Below are 22100 nucleotides of genomic sequence, written 5' to 3'. Positions count from 1 at the left end.
GCTTCCTCCCTGATGCTTGTGGCTGCTTCAAACAGACCACGTTCTACCATCAGCTCGAAGCCCAGCACCTCCACGAAAGCCAACGTCGGGGATAGGGCGCAAGCCGAATACCCCATCTGAGTCTATGCGCCGCGTAGGGGCAGGCCGACACCGCCGGCGCGCGCACCGCGGTGCGTGCCGCCCATCTGCGCCGCGCCGAGGATGTGATCCGGCGCGAATTGAAAAACCCCGAACTCTCGCCCGATCTGGTGGCCGAAGCCTGCGGGATTTCAAAGCGTTACCTGCACGAACTGTTTTCGGACGCCAATGCCACCGTGTCGCAATATATCCGCGAACAGCGCCTGATCGCGGCGCGCGACATGCTGGATCTGCCCGGCCATGCGCCGATCGCGGAAATCGCCTATCGCTTCGGTTTTTCCGATCAGGCGCAGTTTTCGCGCTTGTTCCGCGCGGCCTTCGGGCAAACGCCCTCGGGCTATCGCGCGCAGCGGCGGGCGATATAGCGCGCGGGCGTGACGGCCCTGGATCAGCCGGGCATGGACAGGCCGATCCCGCCCAGCGCGGCCAAGATCACCACCGCCCAGGGCGGCGCCTTCCAGAGCGTCAGCAGGACGAAACAGGCAAGCCCCAGCGCAAAGCTGCGCAGATCGGTGATGGCGCTGGTAAAGACCGGCGTGTAAAGCGCCGCCCCCAGAATGCCCACCACCGCCGCATTGGCCCCGCGCAGCGCCGCCGCTGCACCGGCGCGCGCGCGCAGCCCGTGCCAGAACGGCAGCACGCCCACCAGCACCAGAAACCCCGGGGCAAAGACCGCCCCCAGCGCCAGCAGCGCGCCCGCGATGCCGCTTGGCCCCGGGTCCAGCAGCGCGCCCAGATACGCGGCAAAGGTGAACAGCGGCCCCGGCACCGCCTGCGCCGCGCCATAGCCGGCCACAAAGACCTCGGGCGTGACCCAGCCGGGGCGGACGACCTCGGCCTCCAGCAGCGGCAGGACGACATGGCCCCCGCCAAAGACCAGCGCGCCCGCGCGGAAAAAGCGGTCCGCAACCGCAACGCCCTGCCCCAGCGGCGCCAGCAGCGGCAGCGCCAGCATCAGCCCGGCGAACACCCCAAGGCAGAGCAGCGCAACCCGGCGCGACACCGGCGGCGCGGCCATGTCCCCCGGCACTGGGGCGGCCGGTGGCTTGCCCGCCCCGCCCCGGCCCAGAACAAGGCCCGCCAATGCGCCAATCGCGATCGCGCCCAGCATGCCCAAAGCGCCCGGCACGAAGGCCAGAACCGCCACCGCGGCCAGCGCGATCGTGGCGCGCGCGCGGTCCGGGCACAGGCTGCGCGCCATCCCCCAGACGGCTTGCGCGACAATCGCCACCGCGACGATCTTCAGGCCCAGCAAGGCCCCCGCCCCGGCCCAGGACGCCTGCGCCAGCGGCCCAGCAAGCAGCGCAAAGACCACCAGCGCCACCGCCGAGGGCGCGGTGAAGCCCACAAAGGCCGCCAGCGCCCCCGCCCAGCCCGCCCGCATCAGCCCCAGCGCAAAGCCCACCTGGCTGGACGCCGGGCCCGGCAGGAACTGGCACAGCGCCACCAGATCGGCATAGGCCGCATCATCCAGCCAGCGCCGCCGCGTCACGAATTCCGCGCGGAAATAGCCCAGATGCGCGACCGGCCCGCCAAAGGACGTCAGCCCCAGCCGGGCGAAAGCGGCCAGAACCTCGGCCGGGCGGCCCGGATGGGGGGGGTGATGCGGGCGCGTCACGCCCCCTTAGCCCAGCAGCCGGCGATACATGTGCCAGCTGGCATGGCCCAGCACCGGCAACGCCACGAACAGGCCCAGGAACATCGGCACCATGCCCGCAAACAGACATGCCGCGATCACCAGCCCCCAGGCCAGCATCGTCACCGGATTGGCCAGCACCACCTGCACCGACAGGATGATGGCGGAAATGAAATCAACCTCTTTTTCCAGCAGCAGCGGCAGGCCCGCAACCGTGAAGGAAAACAGCGCCACCGCAAAGCCCCCCCCGATCACCGTGCCCACCAGCAGCATCAAAGGCCCGTTGCCTTCAAACAGCACCCCCGGCGAGGTGGTGATATTGGTCAGTGCCGACAGCCCCATGAACAGCGCAAAGATCGTATGGGCGACAAAGACCCAGAACATGAACATCAGCAGGATCACCATCGCCATCGACGGCAGCTGGCGATCCTTCTGGGCAAAGACCACGCCCAACACCTCGCGCCACATCAAGGGCTCGCCCGCCTCGATCCGGCGGCTGACCTCATAGAGACCGATCGCGGCGAAGGGCGCCAGCAGCGGAAAGCCCAGGATCACCGGGATCAGCCACCATTCCTGCCCGGCCGCCAGGAACACCTGCCAGAAGATCACGCCGCCCAGAACGTAAAAGGCCGAAAAGAAGATGCCAAAGGCGGGGGCGCGCAGAAAATCGCGCAGCCCCGCGCGCAGCACCGGGCCGATGTCGGTCGTGGTCACGGTCTGGATCTCGGGCAGTGGCGACGGCTGGCCTGCGTCGATCTGTGTCATTGCGTCCTCCCTTTTGCGGCAGGCTAGCCGCGCCGGCAGGGGGGCGGCAACAGATTCTTGCGCGCGTTAACCGGCCTGCAAGCGATCCGGGTGCAGGGTCGGGCGTGAACCCGAACCTGGCGGTATCATGCCCCTTTACAGCCTGATGTTTCTTGACCTTTCCAAGGTCACCACAACCGCCGCGGGGTTCAACAACACGGGGACGGGGTCGCATCTGCTGGGTCACACATTCACCATCGCCGCCGACGCAAAGACGGGCAGCCTGCAGATATCGGACGGCGACACCTGGTTTGATGACGATGAACGATCGCAGCTGCTGGGCACACCGCAGGTCTTGAACGGCACCAGCTATCCGGCCGAATACGTCGTGGAACAGGAATATTCCTTCACCGTCTCGGATGGCAGCAGCACCTGGAAGGTTTTTGCGATCTCGGTGCATGAAACGACGCGTAGTGACCTGAACGTGGTGGGCTTCGTCTTTTCCGGGACGATGCCGCCCAAGGGGGTTGACCTTGCGATCACCGCCACCGCCGAGGGTACGGCCAACAGCACCCCTTACACCGGGCTTGCCCTGCCGATGTGTTTTGGCACCGGCACCCGGATCGCCACGCCCGCCGGCCTGCGCCCGATTGAGGCCTTGCGCCCCGGTGATCTGGTTCTGACCGCCAATGGCGCGCCGGAACCCGTGGTGATGATCACCGCCCGGACGCTGCGGTTCGACCGCCCCGGCGCCCCGGCGCGGCCGGTGCGCATTGCGCCGGGCGCCTTGGGGGGCGGGCTGCCGTGGCGGCCGCTGGTGCTGTCGCCGCAGCACCGGCTGCGCCTGTGGCGCGCGGATGGGCAGGCGGTTCTGGGCCCCGCGGCGGGGCTGTGCGCGCTGCCCGGTGTGCGGCGGATGACGGGGCGGCGGCAGGTGCGCTATCTGCACCTTCTGCTGGCGCGCCACGCATTGGTGCTGGCCGAAGGGGTGATCAGCGAAAGCCTGCTGGGCGGCGATCTGGTGCTTGCGCATCTGGGCCCGCTGGCCCGGCGGCTGGCGCAGGGCGCGCGCGACCCTGCCCTGCCGCTGCTGGACATGGCGGCCACCCGCGCGCTGGCCCAGGCGATGCGCGGCGGTCTGGCCCCGCTGCCCGGCGCGGATCAGGCGTCGGCGTTCGCCTCGGCCCGGGATTTACCCGCCACATCCATCGCCAGGGTCGCGGCCATGAAGCCGTCCAGATCACCATCCAGAACGCCCTGCGTGTCCGAGGTTTCGTAACCCGTGCGCAGATCCTTCACCATCTGGTAGGGGTGCAACACATAGGACCGGATCTGGTTGCCCCATCCGGCATCGCCCTTGTTTTCATGGGCGGCGTTGATCGCGGCGTTACGCTTGTCCAGTTCCAGCTGATACAGCCGCGAGCGCAGCGCGTTCATCGCGATCTCGCGGTTCTGGTGCTGCGACTTCATCGAACTGGTCACCACGATGCCGGTCGGCAGGTGGGTGATCCGCACCGCCGAGTCGGTCGTGTTCACGTGCTGTCCGCCCGCGCCCGAAGATCGGTAGGTATCAATCCGGATGTCGCTGTCGGGGATGGTGATCTCGATATTGTCATCGACCACCGGATAGACCCAGACCGAGCTGAAGGAGGTATGCCGCCGCGCCGCCGAGTCATAGGGCGAAATCCGCACCAGACGGTGAACACCCGATTCCGATTTCAGCCAGCCATAGGCATTGGGCCCGCTGATCTTGTAGGCCGCCGACCGGATGCCGGCCTCATCGCCGCCGGTTTCCGATTGCAGCTCGACCTTGTAGCCCTTTTTCTCGGCCCAGCGCACATACATCCGCGCCAGCATCGACGCCCAGTCGCAGCTTTCCGTGCCGCCCGCGCCTGCGTTGATTTCCAGGAAGGTGTCGTTGCTGTCGGCCTCACCGTCCAGCAGCGCCTCGAGCTCTTTGGCGGCGGAAAACTCGCGCAGGTCTTTCAGCGATTTTTCGGCTTCCGAGACGATCTCGGCATCATCCTCCATCTCGCCCAGCTCGATCAACTCGACATTGTCGGTCAGCTCGCGGTCAATGCGGCGGTAGGTCTCGACCTTGTCCATCAGCATCTGCCGTTCGCGCATCAGCTTTTGCGCGCGGGCCGGATCGGACCACAGGTCGCCATCCTCGATCATGGCGTTGAATTCCTCAAGCCGGTGCGGGGCGGTTTCCCAATCCATCCGCTGGCCCAGAAGTTTCAACGATTTGCGGATCGCATCGACGGTATTGAGCGTCTCGGCGCGCATGGTCTGGTTCCTCTAAAGATATCGGTGGGGGTGATACAGGCTTGCGGCCCGCCGGGCAAGCCGACGCACGCGCCCCTGCCCGCCCCGGTGTCAGTAAAGCCCGCCCGAACTCAGCGTGCCAAAATCGGCCTTCTTCGGGATGACCTTCTGCTGCCCGGTCGAGGTGGTGATGGCGGTGCCGCCAAAGTCATCCTCGCCCTGGGAAAACAGCGGCAGGTTCTGCCCCATTCCGAAGCCGCCGTCAACCATGATGCCCATGCCGAACATGCCTTCCTGGCCTTCGCGCATGTATTCGGCGATCACCATGTCGCCGCTGGCATCCTCGGACAGGCGTTCGCCGGTGAAGCGGTTGATCTTCACCCAGTAGCCGCCCGGCGGCACCTTGAACTTCGTGCCGCCATATTCCTTGATCGCCTCGCGCATGAAGGCCTCGAACACGGGCACACAGAGCGTGCCGCCATAGGCGTCCGAGCCCAGGCTGCGCGGCTGGTCAAAGCCCATGTAGCACCCCGCCACGATGTTTGAGGTATAGCCCACGAACCACACGTCCTTGGCATCATTGGTGGTGCCGGTCTTGCCCGCCACCGGCACCGGCAGGTTCAAGCCCCGCGCCGATCCGCGCTGCACCGCGCCTTCCAGCATCGAGGTCAGCTGATAGGCGGTGATCGCATCCATCACGCGTTCGCGGTTGGAACTGATCCGCGGCCCCTCGCCCGCGCCAAGCCGGTCGGCGGCGCAGTTTTCGCACACGCGCTGGTCATGGCGATAGACGGTGCGGCCCCAGCGGTCCTGCACCCGGTCGACCAGCGTCGGTTCCACCCGTTCGCCGCCATTGGCAAACATCGCATAGGCCGCGACCATCTGGAACATCGTGGTTTCCTGCGCGCCCAGAGAGTTCGCAAGGAACGGGTTCATCGGACTGTAGACACCGAAGCGTTCGGCATAGCGCGCGACCGTGTCCATGCCGATTTCCTGCGCGATCCGGACCGTCATCAGGTTACGCGACTGTTCGATCCCGGTGCGCACCGGGGTCGGCCCATAGAACTTGTTGGACGCGTTCTTGGGCCGCCACAGGCCCTGGGGGGTGTTCACCTCGATCGGGGCGTCGACGACGATGGTGGCGGGCGAAAAGCCCGAATCCAGCGCGGCGGCATAGACGAAGGGCTTGAAGCTGGACCCCGGCTGGCGCATCGCCTGCGTGGTGCGGTTGAAGACCGAGGACTGGTAGGAAAAGCCCCCCTGCATCGCGATCACGCGGCCGGTGTTCACGTCCATCGCCATGAAGGACCCCTGCACCTCGGGCACCTGGCGCAGCGTCCAGCGGATGAAGCTGCCGTCCTCGTCCTTGGTCATTGCGCGCACCAGGACGACATCGCCCACGTCCAGCAGATCGGCGGCCACCTTGGCGCGCGGGCCCAGCTTGCCGTCGGCCTGGCGCTTGCGGGCCCAGGTCACATCCTCGGCCGGGATCCAGTGGCCGTCGGCATCCTCTTCGATGCCCTCGATGCCGATGCGCGCCGCGCCGTCCCCCAGCGCCAGCACCACCGCCGGGTGCCAGCCGGGAATGTCGCGCGGGGCCTTGTCGGTGGGCACCTCGACCAGGGCCGCGCGCCAGGCGTGTTCGTCGCCCAGCTGGTCGGCCGGGATGCTGGCCCCTGTGCCGCGCCAGACGCCACGGCCACGGTCGTATTTTTCCAGCGCCGCCCGCAGAACCGCGCCGGAATGATCCTGCATGTCGGGATCGACGGTGGCCCGGATCGTCAGGCCGCCACCGAAGAATTCATCCTGCCCGAAGCTGCGCGACAGCTGGCGGCGGATTTCATCGGTGAAATAGTCGCGCGGCGGCAGCGCATCGCGGAAGGGCGGGAAATCGCCGTTCTGGACGGATCGCACCGGCTGTTGCCGTTCCACCTCATAGACGTCCGGCGTGATGTAGCCGTTCTGCGCCATCTCGCGCAGCACATAATTGCGCCGGCCTTCCAGCTTGTCGCGGTTGCGCACGGGATGGAAGTTCGAGGGCGCGGCGGGCATCGCGGCCAGGGTCGCGGCCTCATGCGGTTCAAGCTGCGCCAGCGTCTTGTTGAAATAGGTCTGCGCGGCGGCGGCCACGCCATAGGAATTCTGGCCCAGGAAGATTTCGTTCAGATACAGTTCAAGGATCTGGTCCTTGTTCAGCGTTTCTTCCAGCCGGGTCGCCAGGATCAGTTCCTTGATCTTGCGCTCGATCGAGCGGTCCGAGGACAGCAGGAAGTTCTTCATCACCTGCTGCGTGATCGTCGAGGCGCCGCGCAGGTCGCGCCCGCCCGATTTCACCGCATCAACCAGCGCGGCCACGATGCCACGCGCGTCATAGCCCTTGTGGACGTAGAAATTCTTGTCCTCGGCCGAAATGAAGGCGTGCTTGACCAGGTCGGGCATGTCGCCGATCGGCACGAACAGGCGACGTTCCTCGGCGAATTCGTCGATCAGGCGGCCTTCGCCGTTGTAGATGCGGCTGATCGTCTTGGGGGTGTATTGCGCCAGCTGTTCATGGCTGGGCAGATTGCGCGAATACATCCAGAAGATGGCCCCCAGCGTCAGCGCGCCAAAGAACAGCGCGGTCACGACCCACGAGAACAGGCCCCCGATGGACGACAGAACGAAACGGATCAACAGCCACCCCCATGGGCCCCCGCGGCCCCGATTGGTCACGCCTATATAGGGGCGCGGCGCCCGGGTCAAAACAACTTGGCGTCAAGGCGCCGCCGGGCCGGGCAGGATGCAGCCGATGGGCACACTACTGACGCAGCAGGCGCGCCTCGGCGGCATCGGCCTGGCCCCAGCTTTGCACCGCCGTCACGATCGCCTTTGCCATGCGCGCGCGCCAGGCCGGGTCGATCAGCCGGGCGCGGTCGGCCTCGGAGGACATGAACCCCAGTTCCAGCAGGATCGAGGGGATGTCGGGGGCCTTCAGAACCGAAAAATTCGCCCCCTGCACCGGATGTTTGTGCATCTTCAGACCCTCGGCCTTGATCGCTCCGGCCAGCACCTGCGACAGGCGCACCGCGCGCGGATGGGTTTCGGCGCGCGCCAGATCCATCAGTACACCCGCCACCGCATCATCATGCCCCGCCAGATCGACCCCGGCCAGCAGATCGGCCCGATCATGGCGTTCGGCCAGCTGCTGCGCCGCCATGTCAGACGCCGCCTCATCCAGCAGATAGACCGTGGCCCCGGTCGCCACGCCTTCGGCCAGCGCATCGGCATGGATCGACAGCAACAGATCGGCCCCCGCCGCGCGCGCCACCGTCATGCGCGTTTCCAGCGGCACAAAGACATCCTCTTCGCGCGTCATCAGAACGCGCATGCCCGCCCGCGTCAGCGCCTCTTTCAGCTCACGCGCGAAGGTCAGCACCAGAACCGCCTCGCTCAGCGCGCCATGTTCGGCGCCCGGATCGATGCCGCCATGGCCAGGATCAAGCACCACGAACAGCGGCCGGTCCCCGGTCTGGCGGCGGCGCGGTTCCTCGACCACGGCGGGCTGCGGCAGATCCCACAGCGCCGAGGTCGCCGCCCCCCCCGCCCCTTGCGGCGCATTGCCGCCACGGGCCGCGAAATCGGCGGCGCTGACCGGCAGCAGCCGCACCCGCACCCGCGGCGCGGCGCCGGTATCTTGCGCGGCCTCGGCAATGCGCATCGGGCCGGGCAATTCGGCCACCAGCCGCGACCAGCCCGGCCGGAACCGGCCCCAGCGCAGATCGGCCAGACGGTCGGCCCCGGTCAGCGCCTCGGGGCGCAGACCGGCGAAATCCACCTCGCGGAAATCGACCACCAGGCGGGGTGGGTCATCCAGCAGATAGGCACGGAAGGGAACCGGCTGGCTAAGCCCCAGATCCAGCACAATCTCGCCGCCGCGGGCCGCGCTCACCAGTGACCGGACCGGGTCCAGCCGGGCCAGCGCCGACAGATCCTGCGCGCGCGCGCCCGCGCCGCCAAGGGCGGGCGCCAGCGCCACCAGCGCCGCCCAGCAAAGGATGAAGATGAACCGACCCGTCATGCCTGCCCCGGTTTTTGCCCATCATAGCGCCGCAGGACCATCCTGCAACGCCATCTGCCTATCCCCGCCGCGTCTCCATGAAGGCCTGCAGCCGCGCCAGCCCCTCGGCAATGTCGGCGGTCTGGCGGGCATAGGAAAAGCGCAGCGTCTGCGCCCCGCGCAGGGGATCGAAATCCAGCCCCGGCGTCACCGCGACACCGGCCTTTTCCAGGATCTCGGCGGCCAGCGCCCGGCTGTCCGTCGTCAAATCCGACACATCGGCATAGATGAAAAAGGCCCCGTCGGGCGGCGCGATCCGGGTAAAGCCCGCCTTCGGCAGCCCCTCCAGCATCAGGCGGCGGTTTTCGGCGTAGACGGCGCGGTTGGCCTCCAGCTCCTCGATGCAGTCCAGCGCGGCCAAAGCGGCCACCTGGCTGGCATGCGGCGGGCAGATGAACATGTTCTGCGCGAGGCGTTCCACCGTGCGGATGTGATCCTCGGGGACCACCATCCAGCCCACGCGCCAGCCCGTCATCGAGAAATATTTCGAAAAGGAATTGACCACATAGGCCTCGTCCGAAATCTCAAGCGCGCTGACGCCGCGGGCATCGTAATGCAGCCCGTGGTAGATTTCGTCGGAAATGAAGGTCAGCCCGCGCGCCTGTGCCGCCGCCATCAGCGCCGCCAGTTCCGGCTTGCCCAGCATCGTGCCCGAGGGATTGCCCGGCGAGGCCACGATCAGCCCCTGCACATCGGCCGGAATATCCTGCGGGCGGGGTTGAAACCGATCCTCGGCCCGGGTCTGGATGCCCACGGGCGTGATCGACATGGCGCGCAGGATCTGGCGATAGGACGGATAGCCCGGCTCGCCCAGCGCCACGCGGTCGCCCGCATCGAACAGCGCCGAAAAGGCCAGCAGAAAGGCCCCCGAAGACCCCGACGTCACCACCACCCGGTCGGGGTTCAGATCGACGCCATACCAGCGCCGGTAAAGATCCGCGATGCCCCGGCGCAGATCAGGCAGGCCCAGCGCCACGGTATAGCCCAGCGCGTCCCGCTCCAGCGCGCGCGCCAACGCCGCACGCGCCGCCGCCGGCGCGGGGGTCGAGGGCTGGCCGACCTCCATATGGATGATGTGGCGGCCCGCGGCCTCGGCCGCGCGCGCGGCCTCCATCACATCCATCACAATGAAGGGATCAACCTGACCACGACTTGAGAACCGCATCCCTTGCTCCTTATGCTGAGACTGGCCCGCGGATAGGCCCGCCCCGCGCCAAGGTCAAGGAACTGCGCCACAAGACCGCCTTGCGCTCGGGGCCCCAAGCGCCGATGTTTGCCCCGCGGGCCGCGTCGCGCAGACCGCCCCCGATACCCGCCCCCCGAAGGGGCCCAGAACAGGACGACCAGATGACCCGCACGACACTTGCCGCGCTTGCCCTTTCCACCACGCTTCTTGCCACCGCCCCCGCCACCGCCTTCGACCTGACCGCCATGACCGCCATGACCGAGGCCGAGAAAGAAGCCTTCGGCGCCGCGGTCAAGGACTATCTGATGGCCAATCCCGAGGTGCTGGTCGAAGCCATCGGCGTGCTTGAACAACGCCAGGTCGCGGCCGAGGCGGAAAACGACAAGGTCCTGGTGCAGACCAATGCCGAAGACATCTTCAACGACAGCCATTCCTGGGTCGGCGGCAACCCCGAGGGCGACGTGACCGTGGTCGAATTCATCGATTACCGCTGCAGCTATTGCCGCAAGGCCCATGATGAGGTCGCAGCCCTGCTGGCCAAGGACCCGGGCATCCGCTTCGTGGTCAAGGAATTCCCGATCCTCGGGCAGCAGTCGGAACTTTCGTCCCGCTTTGCCGTGGCGGTCAAGCAACTCGCCGGGGACGAGGTCTACAAACAGGCCCATGACGCGCTGATCAGCTTCCGCGGCGATATCACGCTGGAAAGCCTGACCCGGCTTGCCAAGGATCTGGGTCAGGATCCCGACCCGATCCTGCAGCGGATGAACGAGGAAGCGGTCACCGCCGTGCTGCGCGCCAACCACCAGCTGGCCGAACGGATGCGGATCTCGGGCACACCCGCCTTCGTGATCGGGGGCGATCTGTTGCGCGGGTATGCGCCAGTCGCCGCCATGCAGCGCATGATCGCCGAACAACGCGGCTGATCACCCCTTCGGCTTTGCCGAAATATCCCGGGGGACGCCCAGCGGGCCCGTCAAGGGCCCGCTGGGCGGGGGGCAGAGCCCCCTGCCCACATGCCCCCGCGCGCAGACCAGCGGCATCCGCGCGGGGGCGCTGCCCCCACGCGCAAGGCCCCCTCAATGGGGGCCTTGCGCGTTCCCCCAGAGTATTTTTTCCAAGAAGAAGCCAGATGCGCCGTCAGTCCGCCGGGGTCTGCTGCGCGTCCAGTTCGGCCGCACGGCGTTCGACCAGGGCCACAATCTCATCGACCATCTGCGCGTTGGACAGCTTGTGGCTTTGCTTGCCCGCCAGATAGACCATCCCCGCGCCCGCGCCGCCGCCGGTAAAGCCGATGTCGGTCATCAGCGCCTCGCCCGGGCCATTGACCACGCAGCCGATGATCGACAGGCTCATCGGGGTCTTGATGTGTTCCAGGCGTTTTTCCAGAAGTTCGACGGTCTTGATCACATCGAACCCCTGACGCGCGCAGGACGGGCAAGAGATGATCTGCACCCCGCGCGTGCGCAGGCCCAGCGATTTCAGGATCTCGAAGCCGACCTTTACCTCTTCGACGGGATCGGCCGATAGGCTGACCCGGATCGTGTCGCCGATCCCCATCCAGAGCAGGTTGCCCAGCCCGATCGCAGATTTGACCGTGCCGGTCATCAGCCCGCCCGCCTCGGTGATGCCCAGATGGATCGGCGCATCGGTTGCCTCGGCCAGTTGTTGATAGGCGGCGGCGGCCAGGAACACGTCCGAGGCTTTCACCGAGATCTTGAATTCGTGAAAGTCGTTGTCCTGCAGCAGCTTGATGTGATCCAGCCCCGATTCCACCATCGCTTCCGGGCAGGGTTCGCCATATTTTTCCAGCAGGTGCTTTTCCAGCGAGCCCGCGTTCACCCCGATGCGGATCGAGCAGCCGTGGTCCTTGGCGGCCTGCACCACCTCGCGCACGCGGGCCGCATCGCCGATATTGCCGGGGTTGATGCGCAGGCAGGCCGCGCCCGCCTGTGCCGCCTCGATCGCGCGGCGATAGTGGAAATGGATGTCGGCCACGATCGGCACCGGGCTTTCGCGCACGATTTCGCGCAAGGCCCGGGTGCTGGATTCATCCGGGGTCGAAATGCGCACGATATCGGCGCCCACATCGGCGGCGCGGATCACCTGATCAAGGGTCGCGCGCACGTCCGAGCTGTCGGTATTGGTCATCGTCTGCACCGAGATCGGCGCATCGCCGCCCACCGGCACGCGGCCGACCATGATCTGGCGCGACTTGCGGCGATAGATGTTGCGCCACGGGCGGACGGGATTGAGCGACATCGGAAACTGCCTCCGGCTTGGGGAACGCAGAACAGATAGGCGCTTGGCCGGGCAAGGGCAACCGGGGCTATTGCCCCGGTGTCTGGTCCGCCGCCGCGCCCACCGCCGCACCGGCATCGGCCAGGGCGACCATGCGCGCCAGATCGCCATCCTTGGACAGATCGGCCACGGCATATTTTTCGGTCAACGCCGCGGGCGAGAGGGTGATGTTCTTGGTCACCTGGCCACGCCCACCCGCCGGGCCGTGGGCCACGCCGTTCACCGCGAAATAGATCGCCCCGGATTCGCCCGCGCGCAGAACGGGCGGTTCTTCCAGCGCGGGAAGCGCCACGCGTTCGCCGGCATCCAGCACCTTTTCCACGATCACCGTCCCGTCAGAGGCCTGAACCCGCACCCAGGACGGGCGCACCGCCAGGATTTCCACGGCCGGGGCTGCATCGCCCAGCGTCCGCACGCGCGGAGCGCCCTCTTCGGGCGTCGCTGCGTCGGCTTGGGCCAGTTCGGCCTGCGGGGCCGGGCCCATTGCCCCGCCCGTCTGGGGCGCAGAGGCCGCCAGAAGGCCCGTGGCATTCGGGTCGATCGCCGCAATCGGGCCATCGCGCGCCACCAGCACCGGCACATCCAACGCGGAGGGGCGATAGATCCGGTCCAGCGCCTCGGGCGTGGGCAGATCGGGCAGCGCATCACCCTGCGCGACCGTCAGCGGCTGTGCCGATTGCAGCGGGTCCAGTTCCGCGACCACGCCCGGGGCCTGATCGACGGGGGCCAGCTGCACGCGCTGCACCTCTTGCAGCACGCTGTAGCCGCCATAGCCCAGCCCACCGGTCAGCAGCGCCAGCACCAGCACCGAACCCAGCGCCCGCGGCTCGATCCGCGTCCAGAAGGCTTCGGTGCGCGGCACAAAGCTGGCATTGGGATTGGCCAGCGGTTCGGCCACATCGGCGGGGCGGCGCTGCGGCTTTGGCCCCGAGGCACCGGGCGCCATGCCATGCATCGGCTGAAACCCCGATTCCTTGCAGAACCGTTCAAAGGCCCAGTCCGGGTCCATGCCCAGATAGCGCGCATAGGACCGGACATAGCCCGAGATGAAGGACGGCGCCTCGAACGCGGCGACGTCACAGCTTTCGATGGCGGCGATATGGGCGGCCTTGATGCGCAATTCACGCTGCACATCCAGCAGCGACTTGGCCAATGTCGCGCGTTCGCCGCGCATCACATCGCCAAGGCGCAATTCAAAGTCGTCAAAGCCTTTCGGCTTGTCCAACGGTTCCGTCGAAGGCTTCGCCTTCCGCCCGATCATGTGCCTGCCCCTGCCCCGATACGCTTTAGGATGACGATTCGAAAGGTTACCCCGCGAATTCTTACCCTTTAGTTATCACAAGGCAGAGAGGCTCGCATCTGCAGAAACGGCTCAGGCGCTGGCTTCGGCACGATTCAGCGCACAGCGCGACCACAGGCTGTCCATCGCCCGCACAAGCTTGTCGATTTCCTTCGGGTCATGCACCGGCGAGGGCGTGAAGCGCAGCCGTTCCGTGCCGCGGGGCACGGTGGGGAAGTTGATCGGCTGCACATAGACGCCGAATTCCTCCAGCAGCCAGTCCGACAGCATCTTGGTGTGGACCGGATCGCCGATCACCACCGGCACGATATGGCTGCCGTGGTCGATGATCGGCATCCCCAGCGCCTTCAGCCGCATCTTCAGGATACGCGCGTGCAGCTGCTGGGCATCGCGCAGCTTCTGCCCGTCGGCCGACTTCAGGAAGGCGATCGAGGCCGCGGCCCCTGCCGCCACCGCCGGCGGCAAGGATGTGGTGAAGATGAAGCCCGGCGCATAGGACCGGATCGCATCCACCATCCGCGCGCTGGCCGCGATATAGCCGCCAAAGACGCCGAAGGCCTTGCCCAGCGTGCCGTTGATGATGTCGATGCGATGTGCCTGGCCGATCTGTTCGGCGATGCCGCCGCCGCGCGGGCCATACATGCCGACCGCATGAACCTCATCCAGATAGGTCAGCGCGCCGAATTCCTCGGCCAGGTCGCAGACCTCCTTGATCGGGCCGAAATCGCCATCCATCGAATAGACCGATTCGAAGGCGATCAGCTTGGGCGCGGCCGGATCATCAGCCGCCAGCAGCGCGCGCAGATGCGCCAGATCGTTGTGGCGGAAAATACGCTTGGCGCCGCCATTGCGCTTGATCCCCTCGATCATCGAGGCGTGATTCAGTTCGTCCGAATAGATGATCAGGCCGGGGAACAGCTTGGGCAGCGTGCTCAGCGTGGCGTCATTGGCAATATAGGCGCTGGAAAAGACCAGCGCGGCTTCCTTGCCGTGCAGATCGGAAAGCTCGACCTCAAGGCGCTTGTGATAGGCCGTGGTGCCGGAAATGTTGCGCGTCCCGCCCGACCCGGCGCCCACCGCATCCAGCGCCTCATGCATCGCGGCCAGCACCACCGGGTTCTGACCCATGCCCAGATAGTCGTTGCCGCACCACACGGTGATGTCCTTGCGGCTGCCATCGGGCTTGTTCCAGACAGCTTTCGGAAAAGCGCCCTTCTCACGCTCGATATCGATGAACGTGCGATAGCGGCCTTCGTCATGCAGCCGTGCGATCGCGGTATCGAGTGCGTGGTTATAGTCCATTTCCGTTTCCCTCGCCTGAGTTCGCTGGGTCATTCATAGCGGTCCATGTCGCGCGCGGCCTTGATAAAGGTCAAAGTCCGACATGTGGAGTGCCAAAAATGTCGCGGGGCGGCAAAATGGCAAACATTCTCATTTTCATATCTGTTTTTAGCGCCGCATTGCAAGTCCCGTGGTCACCTGCCGTCCCGCGCCCCCGGTGCCGGGGATGCTGGACAGCGCGCGCGCGCCTGCTAGGGTCGCGCCACTGGATAGGAGAGTGCGATGACCCTTGATGCCGTTCTGACCCGCGTGGACGCCACCCTGCCCGAGGCCGTGGACCGCCTGATGGCGTTGCTGCGCATCCCGTCGATTTCCACCGACCCCGCCTATCGCGCCGACTGCGCCCGCGCCGCCGACTGGCTGGTTGATGACCTCAGGGCGCTTGGCTTCGACGCGACCAGCCGCCCCACGCCGGGCCACCCGATGGTGGTCGCGCGCCACGAAGGCCCCGGCCCGCACATCCTGTTTTACGGCCATTACGATGTGCAGCCCGTCGATCCGCTGGACCTGTGGGACCGCGACCCCTTTGATCCGCAGCTGCAGGACACGCCCAAGGGCCGGGTGATCCGCGCCCGCGGCGCATCCGATGACAAGGGCCAGCTGATGTCGTTCCTTGAGGCCTGCCGCGCCTGGAAGGATGTGCATGGCACCCTGCCCGGCAACCTGACGATCTTTCTGGAAGGCGAAGAGGAATCGGGCTCGCCCTCGCTGATCCCGTTCCTGCGCGACAATGCCGCCGAATTGTCGGCCGATCTGGCGCTGATCTGCGACACCGGCCTGTTCCAGGACCAGACCCCTGCCATCGTCACCATGCTGCGTGGCCTGGCCAAGGTGGAATTCACCCTGCGCGCGGCGAACAAGGATCTGCATTCGGGCATGTTCGGCGGTGCCGCGATCAACCCTCTGCGGGTGCTGACGCGCATCCTGGGCGGGCTGCATGACGCCCAGGGCCGTGTGCAGGTGCCGGGTTTTTACGACGACGTCGACGACCTGCCTGAATCGGTGCGCGCGCAATGGCAGGGCCTGGGCTTCGACCATGCGACATTCCTGGGCGATGTCGGCCTGTCGGTGCCCGCGGGCGAAGCCGACCGCACCCCGCTGGAAATGATCTGGTCGCGCCCCACGGCGGAAATCAACGGGCTCTGGGGCGGCTACACGGGGGCCGGGTTCAAGACCGTGCTGCCCGCCGAGGCCCATGCCAAGATCAGCTTCCGCCTGGTGTCGCGCCAGGACCCCGACAAGATCCTGCAGGCCTTCCGCGACTGGATCACCGCCCAGCTACCCGCCGATTGCGACCTGATCTGGCATGACCCCGAAGGCAGCCCCGCCAGCGTGATGGAAATCACCAACCCCGCCTTTGACGCCGCCCGCGCCGCCCTGACCGAGGAATGGGGCCGCCCCGCCGCCTTCGTGGGCTGCGGCGGCTCGATCCCGATCGCGGGCTATTTCAAGACCTACCTGAACATGGATGCGATGCTGATCGGCTTTGGCCGCGACGACGATCAGATCCACTCGCCCAACGAAAAATACGACCTCGACTGCTTCCACAAGGGTATCCGCAGCTGGGTCCGCATCCTCGACCGCATCGCCGGGTGATCCAGGGGGCGGCCTGACACCCGCCCCCGAAAACCGTCGCCCCGTCTTCTTGGCCAAAATACTCCGGGGGTGAGGGGGCAGCGCCCCCTCGCTCAGGTATCATCCCCGCTCAGATCACCATGTCGTCGCGATGGATCAGCGCCGCGCGGCCCGGATAGCCCAGGATCCCCTCGATCTCGGCCGAACGATGCCCCGCGATCGCACGCGCCTCGGGCGCGGTATAGCGCGTCAGCCCCTTGCCAAGCGCCGCCCCGTCGGGCCCCAGGATCGCCACCGGATCGCCGCGCCCGAACTGGCCCGAAACCTTCGTCACCCCCGCCGGCAACAGCGATTTGCCCTGCGCCAGCGCCGCCAGCGCGCCCGCATCCACCATCACCTCGCCGCGCGGCTTCATCGCCGCGATCCAGCGCTTGCGCGCGGCCTGCGGGTCGCCCTCCGGCAGGAACCAGGTGCAATTCGCGCCTTCGGACAGCGCCCGCAGCGGCCGCGGCACCGACCCTTCCATGATCGCCATGGCACAACCGCCCGCGACGGCGGTCTTGGCCGCCATCAGCTTGGTCTTCATGCCGCCCTTCGACAGCCCCGAAATGGGATCGCCCGCCATCGCCTCGATCTCGGGCGTGATGCGCTCAACCACCTCAAAGCGGATCGCGGCAGGATCCTCTTTCGGATTGGCCGAATAGAACCCGTCGACATCGGACAACAGCACCAGCTGATCGGCACCGATCGTCACCGCGATCTGCGCCGCCAGACGGTCATTGTCGCCAAAGCGGATCTCATCCGTCGCCACCGTGTCATTTTCATTCACGATCGGCACGACACCCAGCGCCAGCAAGGTCTGCATCGTGGCGCGACTGTTCAGATAGCGGCGCCGGTCAGAGGTATCCTCCAGCGTCACCAGAACCTGCCCCGTGGTCACCCCATGCGGCGCCAATGCCTCTTCATAGGCACGCGCCAGCCGAATCTGCCCCACCGCGGCCGCCGCCTGCGACTGCTCCAGCGACAGCGCGCCCGCCGGCAGCCCCAGAACCCGCCGCCCCAGCGCGATCGACCCCGACGACACCAGGATCACATCCGCCCCCCGCGCCCGCGCCGCAGCCACATCGGCGGCCAGCGCATGCAGCCAGTCCAGCCGCAGCCCCTCGGGCCCGACCAGCAGCGCCGAGCCGATCTTGACCACCAGCCGCCGCGCCTGGGCGACATCGGGCCTTGCCATAACGCTCAGGGTTGCCACGGTTCTACCTCTTGCGTGCTTTTGCGATCGGCCTCGATCTCGGACCAGATCGCGCGCAAGACCTCGGGCACGCCCTTGCGCGACACCCCCGACATCAGGAACACCGGCCCGCCACAGGCCTTTTCCAGCGACCGGCGGCGGCTGGCCAGGGTCTTGGCATCCAGCGCATCGATCTTGTTCAACGCGGTGATCCGCGGCTTGGCGGCCAGCGCCTCGGAATAGGCCTCAAGCTCGTGAATGATCGTGCGGTAATCCTTGGTGACGGTCGACGATGTGCCATCGACCAGATGCAACAGCACCGAACAGCGCTCGACATGGCCCAGGAATTGATCGCCCAGGCCCCGCCCCTCGGACGCGCCCTCGATCAGCCCCGGAATATCGGCCATCACGAATTCCTTGCCATCCACCCCCACGACACCCAGGTTGGGCACCAAGGTGGTGAAAGGATAATCCGCGATCTTCGGCCGGGCATTCGACACAGCGGCCAGAAAGGTCGACTTGCCGGCATTGGGCAGCCCCACAAGCCCCGCATCCGCAATCAGCTTCAGCCGCAGCCAGATCGTCCGCTCAACCCCCTCCTGCCCCGGATTGGCACGCGAGGGCGCGCGGTTGGTCGCAGATTTGAACCGCAGGTTGCCCCAGCCGCCATTGCCGCCGCGGGCCAGCAATACGCGCTGCCCCACCGCAGTCAGATCGGCAACCACCGTCTCCTCATCCTCATCCAGGATCTCGGTGCCCACGGGCACCTTCAGCACGATATCGTCGCCATCCTTGCCGGTGCACTGACTGCCCATGCCATGCTGGCCGTTCTTGGCGAAGAAATGCTGCTGATAGCGAAAATCGATCAGCGTGTTCAGCCCCTCGACCGCCTCGGCCCAGACCGACCCGCCCTTGCCGCCATCCCCGCCATCGGGCCCGCCGAATTCGATGAACTTCTCGCGCCGGAACGACACGCAGCCCCCCCCGCCCGAACCCGAGCGGATATAGACTTTGGCAAGATCGAGGAATTTCATGGCAGCGGTCCTTGTTGCAAGGCGCCGACATAAGCCGGACCGCCTTTTTGTTCAAGCGCCCCCTGCATCCGGCCTGCAACATCGCAACCGGCGCGGTGGGGGCGCTGCCCCCCCCAGCCCCTAAGAGGCTGATCCGAAACTGGTGGAGTGAATTCAGCAGGTTGTGATTCTGTTCGGTTGTAAAGCTGAACGGAGATCACGATGGCCTGGACCGAATTCACCCGCCCCCGATATGAGCGCAGCGGTGGCAGATACGCAAGCGATGTGAGCGATGCGGAGTGGGCGCTGATCGAGCCGCTGATGCCTGCGCCCAAGAAGGTTTGCCGACCGCGCACGACCGATTTGCGTGACGTCTTCGACGCGATCCTCTACATCGCGACGAGCGGGTGCCAGTGGCGGATGTTGCCCAATGACTTTCCACCGGTCTCGACGGTTCGGCGCTATTTCTACGACTGGCGTGACAACGGTCTGCTGGAGGAATTGACCCGCCAGCTCGTCGCGGCGGCGCGCCAGGCCGAAGGGCGTGCGGCCGACCCGACTGCGGGCGTGATCGACAGCCAGAGCGTGAAAACCACTGAAAGCGGCGGGGTCCGAGGCTATGACGCTGGCAAACGGATCAAAGGGCGCAAACGTCATATCGTCACCGACACCGTCGGCTTCCTGGTTGGCCTTGCCGTGCATGGTGCCGATGTTCAGGATCGCGACGGCGCGCCGGACCTGCTGAAGTCCATAGCGGCCCACTATCCTCTGCTGCGTCATGTATTCGCCGATGGCGGCTATGCCGGACCCAAGCTGAAGGGTGCTCTGGAGAAGATCGGGCGCTGGACGTTGCAGATCGTCAAACGCTCCAACACCGCGCAGGGCTTCGAAGTCATCCCGCGTCGCTGGGTGGTCGAACGCACCCTAGCGTGGCTCGGACGGTGCAGAGGCATGGCTCCTCATCGCCCACATCAGGCGCGTCACGAGGCTCATCGCAAGGGCATGACATCTCAAAGATAATTCCGAATCCGACTCTAAGATAAATGTTGATTTCGCTCCGCCGGCCAAACCTCGCAAGAAATAATAAAACTAATTTCAATGCCTTGCGCGGCAGGCGAGTTGCCCCTCGCGATTCAACCCGCGAAGAATTCTTCGGGAGTTGAATCGCTGTCTGGTAGATCAACCAGGACGGGAAGTCGAAATCTGGCTCAATTCCTTGCGGCATCCGGACCTGGGATGCCCGGGAGATCCTCCCCGATTGATAGAGGCCAACCGGACGAAACGCCTTAAAAACAAGGCCACCTTACGGTGCTCACCCAGTTGGCTGAACTTGCCCGCGCCTGCGAATTCTTTCAAGAATACTCTGCACAGGGCGCGCTGCATAGCCGAACGGAACAGGAATCCTACGCCAGCCACAAGGCTACTCGCCCAGCCCGGTCGGCATGATCAACATTTATCTTAGGGGCTGGCTGCCCCCACACCCCCGGAGTATTTCGGCCAAGAAGAAGGGGCCAGTTTCATCTTGCCGCAAATACCTCGGGAGGGTCCGGGAGGGCAGCGCCCTCCCGGCATGTTCAGCCCATCTTGCGCAGATAGGTCCAGGTCGGGACGCGGGCGCCGCGCGCCACCGACCAGCTTTCCGCATCGCCAAGATATTCAAAGCCGCAATTGGTCAGCACCCGCGCCGATCCGGGATTGTCCTGGAAAACCTCGGCAAAAAGCGTGCGTGCGCGATGCGGATTGGCGGCAACCAGTGCTGCCACCGCCTCCGAGGCGAAGCCCGTGCTCCAGAAGCCCGGACCGACCCAGAACCCGACCTCGGACTGATCGGCCTCGATCCGCGTCAGGGACACCACCCCCAGAACCTCGGCCAGACCCTGGGATGAGCCGTCCAACGCCCAGACATCCTCGGCCCGGGTGTCGGACATGGCGCGCGCGATATAGCCTTCTGTCGCGCCGGGGGGCAGCGGATGCGGAATCGCCCGGGTGCCTTCGGCCACGCGTTTGTCAGCAGTATACATCGCGATCAGGCCGGCGTCGGATTTGCGCAGCGGGCGCAGGATGAAACGCTCGGCCTCGATGACGGGCTGCGTGGTGATCGGTTCCTGGAACATGCCTTCCCTCCTTGAACGCATGAAAGCCACTAGGGCTTAGTCTGATAATAGGTCGCGCAGATGACAGTTTGCACCTGAACAGGAAAAAATTCCGTGATCGTGGCCGGTTGGCCCAAAAAGAAAGGGGACCGGCCTTTCAGCCGATCCCCCAATGTCGTCCGGGTTCCGGTTCGGCTTACTCGGCCGCCTCCGCAACCGGAAGGACCGAAATGAAGGTGCGCCCCTTGAGGCCCTTCTTGAACGCGACGCGGCCTTCGGTCACCGCAAAGATGGTGTGATCGCGGCCCATCATCACGCCTTCGCCCGGCCACCAGGTGGTGCCGCGCTGACGCACGATGATGTTGCCTGCCACGGCAGCCTGGCCACCGAAGAGTTTCACGCCAAGGCGACGACCGGCCGAGTCGCGGCCGTTGCGGGACGAACCGCCTGCTTTCTTGTGTGCCATGGGGGATTACTCCTGAGCTTCAGCGGCTTTTTTCGAAGCGCGCTTCGGTTTCGCGGGGGCTTCGGCGGGGGCGGCGGCGTCATGGGCGCTGCGGCGGGCCGAGGCGGTGCCGATGGCTTCCTTCACGCCCGACGTATCGGCGCCCGAGGCCAGAACCTCGGTCACGCGCAGCAGGGTCAGTTGCTGGCGATGGCCACGGGTACGCTGCGAGGAATGCTTCCGGCGGCGCTTGTGGTAGGTGATGACCTTGTCGGCCTTGATCGTGTCGATGACTTCGGCCTGAACCGCCGCACCTGCCACGAAGGGCGCGCCGACGGTCAGCGTGTCACCGCCGAGCATCAGAATCTCGTTGAACTGGACTTTGTCGCCAGCATTGGCCGCAAGCAGTTCCACGCGCAGCACATCGCCCGCCTGAACCTTGTATTGCTTGCCGCCCGTCTTGAGGACCGCGAACATGGGTCTTTCCTTCGTGTTGGCCGCGCCCTGTGGCACCTTGCGGTTTACTGGGGTTTCCCCCGCCTCGGACAGCGCGCCCCTTGCGGGACGAGATTTCAAATGATGACCCGGGGTGAAGACAGACTTCCCCCGAGGTTCGCGGTGTATCGGGGATCGGCCGGGCCGTGTCAAGCGCAATATGCCCCCCAGGTGCCCCCCAGGCCGTGGCGCATCCCCCTTCGGCTTTGCGCAAATATCCTCCGGGGGTCCGGGGGTG

Annotated in this window: 18 protein-coding genes and 1 pseudogene; 5 read left to right on the top strand and 14 right to left on the bottom strand. The window is 66.2% G+C overall.

Annotated elements, in window-relative coordinates:
- Positions 1–170: 170 nt before the first annotated feature.
- Positions 171–503, top strand: coding sequence for a helix-turn-helix domain-containing protein (locus tag MXB90_RS10240; RefSeq protein ID WP_250044261.1), 333 nt, complete (start codon positions 171–173; stop codon positions 501–503).
- A 23-nt stretch (positions 504–526) separates the two neighbouring features.
- Here the strand turns inward: MXB90_RS10240 and chrA are convergent, their stop codons facing one another.
- Positions 527–1756, bottom strand: a complete 1230-nt coding sequence (gene chrA / locus MXB90_RS10235) for a chromate efflux transporter (RefSeq protein ID WP_462982278.1) — start codon at positions 1754–1756, stop codon at positions 527–529.
- Positions 1757–1762: 6 nt separating this feature from the next.
- Positions 1763–2539: a DUF2189 domain-containing protein gene (locus MXB90_RS10230; RefSeq protein WP_250044258.1), complete on the bottom strand. Its 777-nt coding sequence runs from the start codon at positions 2537–2539 to the stop codon at positions 1763–1765.
- A 145-nt stretch (positions 2540–2684) separates the two neighbouring features.
- Between MXB90_RS10230 and MXB90_RS10225 the strand changes: the two genes are divergently transcribed.
- The gene (locus MXB90_RS10225; protein ID WP_250044256.1) at positions 2685–3797 is read left to right on the top strand and encodes a Hint domain-containing protein; all 1113 of its coding nucleotides are present in this window, start codon (positions 2685–2687) and stop codon (positions 3795–3797) included.
- Here the strand turns inward: MXB90_RS10225 and prfB are convergent.
- From prfB to MXB90_RS10205, 4 genes are all read right to left on the bottom strand, one after another.
- Positions 3680–4807, bottom strand: coding sequence for a peptide chain release factor 2 (gene prfB, locus MXB90_RS10220; protein WP_250044254.1), 1128 nt, complete (start codon positions 4805–4807; stop codon positions 3680–3682). The genes MXB90_RS10225 and prfB overlap by 118 nt on opposite strands.
- Before the next feature lie 90 nt (positions 4808–4897).
- Positions 4898–7459 carry a penicillin-binding protein 1A gene (locus MXB90_RS10215; RefSeq protein ID WP_250044252.1) on the bottom strand — a complete coding sequence of 854 codons (2562 nt, stop codon included), beginning with the start codon at positions 7457–7459 and terminating at the stop codon, positions 4898–4900.
- A gap of 124 nt (positions 7460–7583) precedes the next feature.
- Positions 7584–8843 (bottom strand): N-acetylmuramoyl-L-alanine amidase, encoded by a 1260-nt coding sequence (locus tag MXB90_RS10210; protein ID WP_250044250.1) that lies wholly within the window; start codon positions 8841–8843, stop codon positions 7584–7586.
- Positions 8844–8901: 58 nt separating this feature from the next.
- Positions 8902–10047 (bottom strand): pyridoxal phosphate-dependent aminotransferase, encoded by a 1146-nt coding sequence (locus tag MXB90_RS10205; protein ID WP_250044248.1) that lies wholly within the window; start codon positions 10045–10047, stop codon positions 8902–8904.
- Between the two features lie 182 nt (positions 10048–10229).
- Here MXB90_RS10205 and MXB90_RS10200 point away from each other — a divergent pair, with 182 nt between their 5' ends.
- Positions 10230–10991: a DsbA family protein gene (locus tag MXB90_RS10200; RefSeq protein WP_250044246.1), complete on the top strand. Its 762-nt coding sequence runs from the start codon at positions 10230–10232 to the stop codon at positions 10989–10991.
- A 214-nt stretch (positions 10992–11205) separates the two neighbouring features.
- Here the strand turns inward: MXB90_RS10200 and ispG are convergent, their stop codons facing one another.
- The 3 genes from ispG to hemA all read right to left on the bottom strand — a co-directional run bounded on the left by ispG (position 11206) and on the right by hemA (position 14968).
- A complete protein-coding gene (gene ispG, locus MXB90_RS10195; protein WP_250044243.1) occupies positions 11206–12327 on the bottom strand; it encodes a flavodoxin-dependent (E)-4-hydroxy-3-methylbut-2-enyl-diphosphate synthase in 1122 nt (373 codons plus the stop codon).
- Positions 12328–12394: 67 nt separating this feature from the next.
- Positions 12395–13627 (bottom strand): helix-turn-helix domain-containing protein, encoded by a 1233-nt coding sequence (locus tag MXB90_RS10190; RefSeq protein ID WP_250044240.1) that lies wholly within the window; start codon positions 13625–13627, stop codon positions 12395–12397.
- 111 nt (positions 13628–13738) lie between these two features.
- Positions 13739–14968: a 5-aminolevulinate synthase gene (gene hemA / locus MXB90_RS10185; RefSeq protein ID WP_250044276.1), complete on the bottom strand. Its 1230-nt coding sequence runs from the start codon at positions 14966–14968 to the stop codon at positions 13739–13741.
- Positions 14969–15229: 261 nt separating this feature from the next.
- Here hemA and MXB90_RS10180 point away from each other — a divergent pair, with 261 nt between their 5' ends.
- Positions 15230–16603 (top strand): M20/M25/M40 family metallo-hydrolase, encoded by a 1374-nt coding sequence (locus MXB90_RS10180; protein WP_250044238.1) that lies wholly within the window; start codon positions 15230–15232, stop codon positions 16601–16603.
- A 109-nt stretch (positions 16604–16712) separates the two neighbouring features.
- On the opposite strand, the gene proB is transcribed toward MXB90_RS10180, so the two are convergent.
- Both proB and obgE read right to left on the bottom strand, forming a co-directional pair.
- Entirely contained in the window at positions 16713–17819 is a 1107-nt protein-coding gene (proB, locus tag MXB90_RS10175; RefSeq protein ID WP_250044273.1) for a glutamate 5-kinase, read from the bottom strand.
- A gap of 5 nt (positions 17820–17824) precedes the next feature.
- On the bottom strand, positions 17825–18850 hold the full coding sequence (gene obgE, locus MXB90_RS10170) for a GTPase ObgE (RefSeq protein ID WP_250044236.1): 1026 nt from the start codon (positions 18848–18850) through the stop codon (positions 17825–17827).
- A 201-nt stretch (positions 18851–19051) separates the two neighbouring features.
- On the opposite strand from obgE, the pseudogene MXB90_RS10165 reads away from it, so the two are divergent.
- A pseudogene (locus MXB90_RS10165) lies at positions 19052–19835 on the top strand (IS5 family transposase).
- A 568-nt stretch (positions 19836–20403) separates the two neighbouring features.
- Here MXB90_RS10165 and MXB90_RS10160 read toward each other — a convergent pair.
- The 3 genes from MXB90_RS10160 to rplU all read right to left on the bottom strand — a co-directional run bounded on the left by MXB90_RS10160 (position 20404) and on the right by rplU (position 21844).
- A complete protein-coding gene (locus tag MXB90_RS10160) occupies positions 20404–20943 on the bottom strand; it encodes a GNAT family N-acetyltransferase (RefSeq protein ID WP_250044234.1) in 540 nt (179 codons plus the stop codon).
- 175 nt (positions 20944–21118) lie between these two features.
- Entirely contained in the window at positions 21119–21388 is a 270-nt protein-coding gene (gene rpmA / locus MXB90_RS10155) for a 50S ribosomal protein L27 (protein WP_250044232.1), read from the bottom strand.
- A 6-nt stretch (positions 21389–21394) separates the two neighbouring features.
- A complete protein-coding gene (gene rplU / locus MXB90_RS10150) occupies positions 21395–21844 on the bottom strand; it encodes a 50S ribosomal protein L21 (RefSeq protein WP_250044230.1) in 450 nt (149 codons plus the stop codon).
- Positions 21845–22100 lie beyond the last annotated feature (256 nt).

The sequence above is a fragment of the Phaeovulum molybdatiresistens genome, assembly GCF_023544865.1.
Lineage (GTDB): Bacteria > Pseudomonadota > Alphaproteobacteria > Rhodobacterales > Rhodobacteraceae > Pontitalea.
Note: the sequence above shows the minus strand (reverse complement) of the source record. Positions and strands in the feature narration are given on the sequence as shown.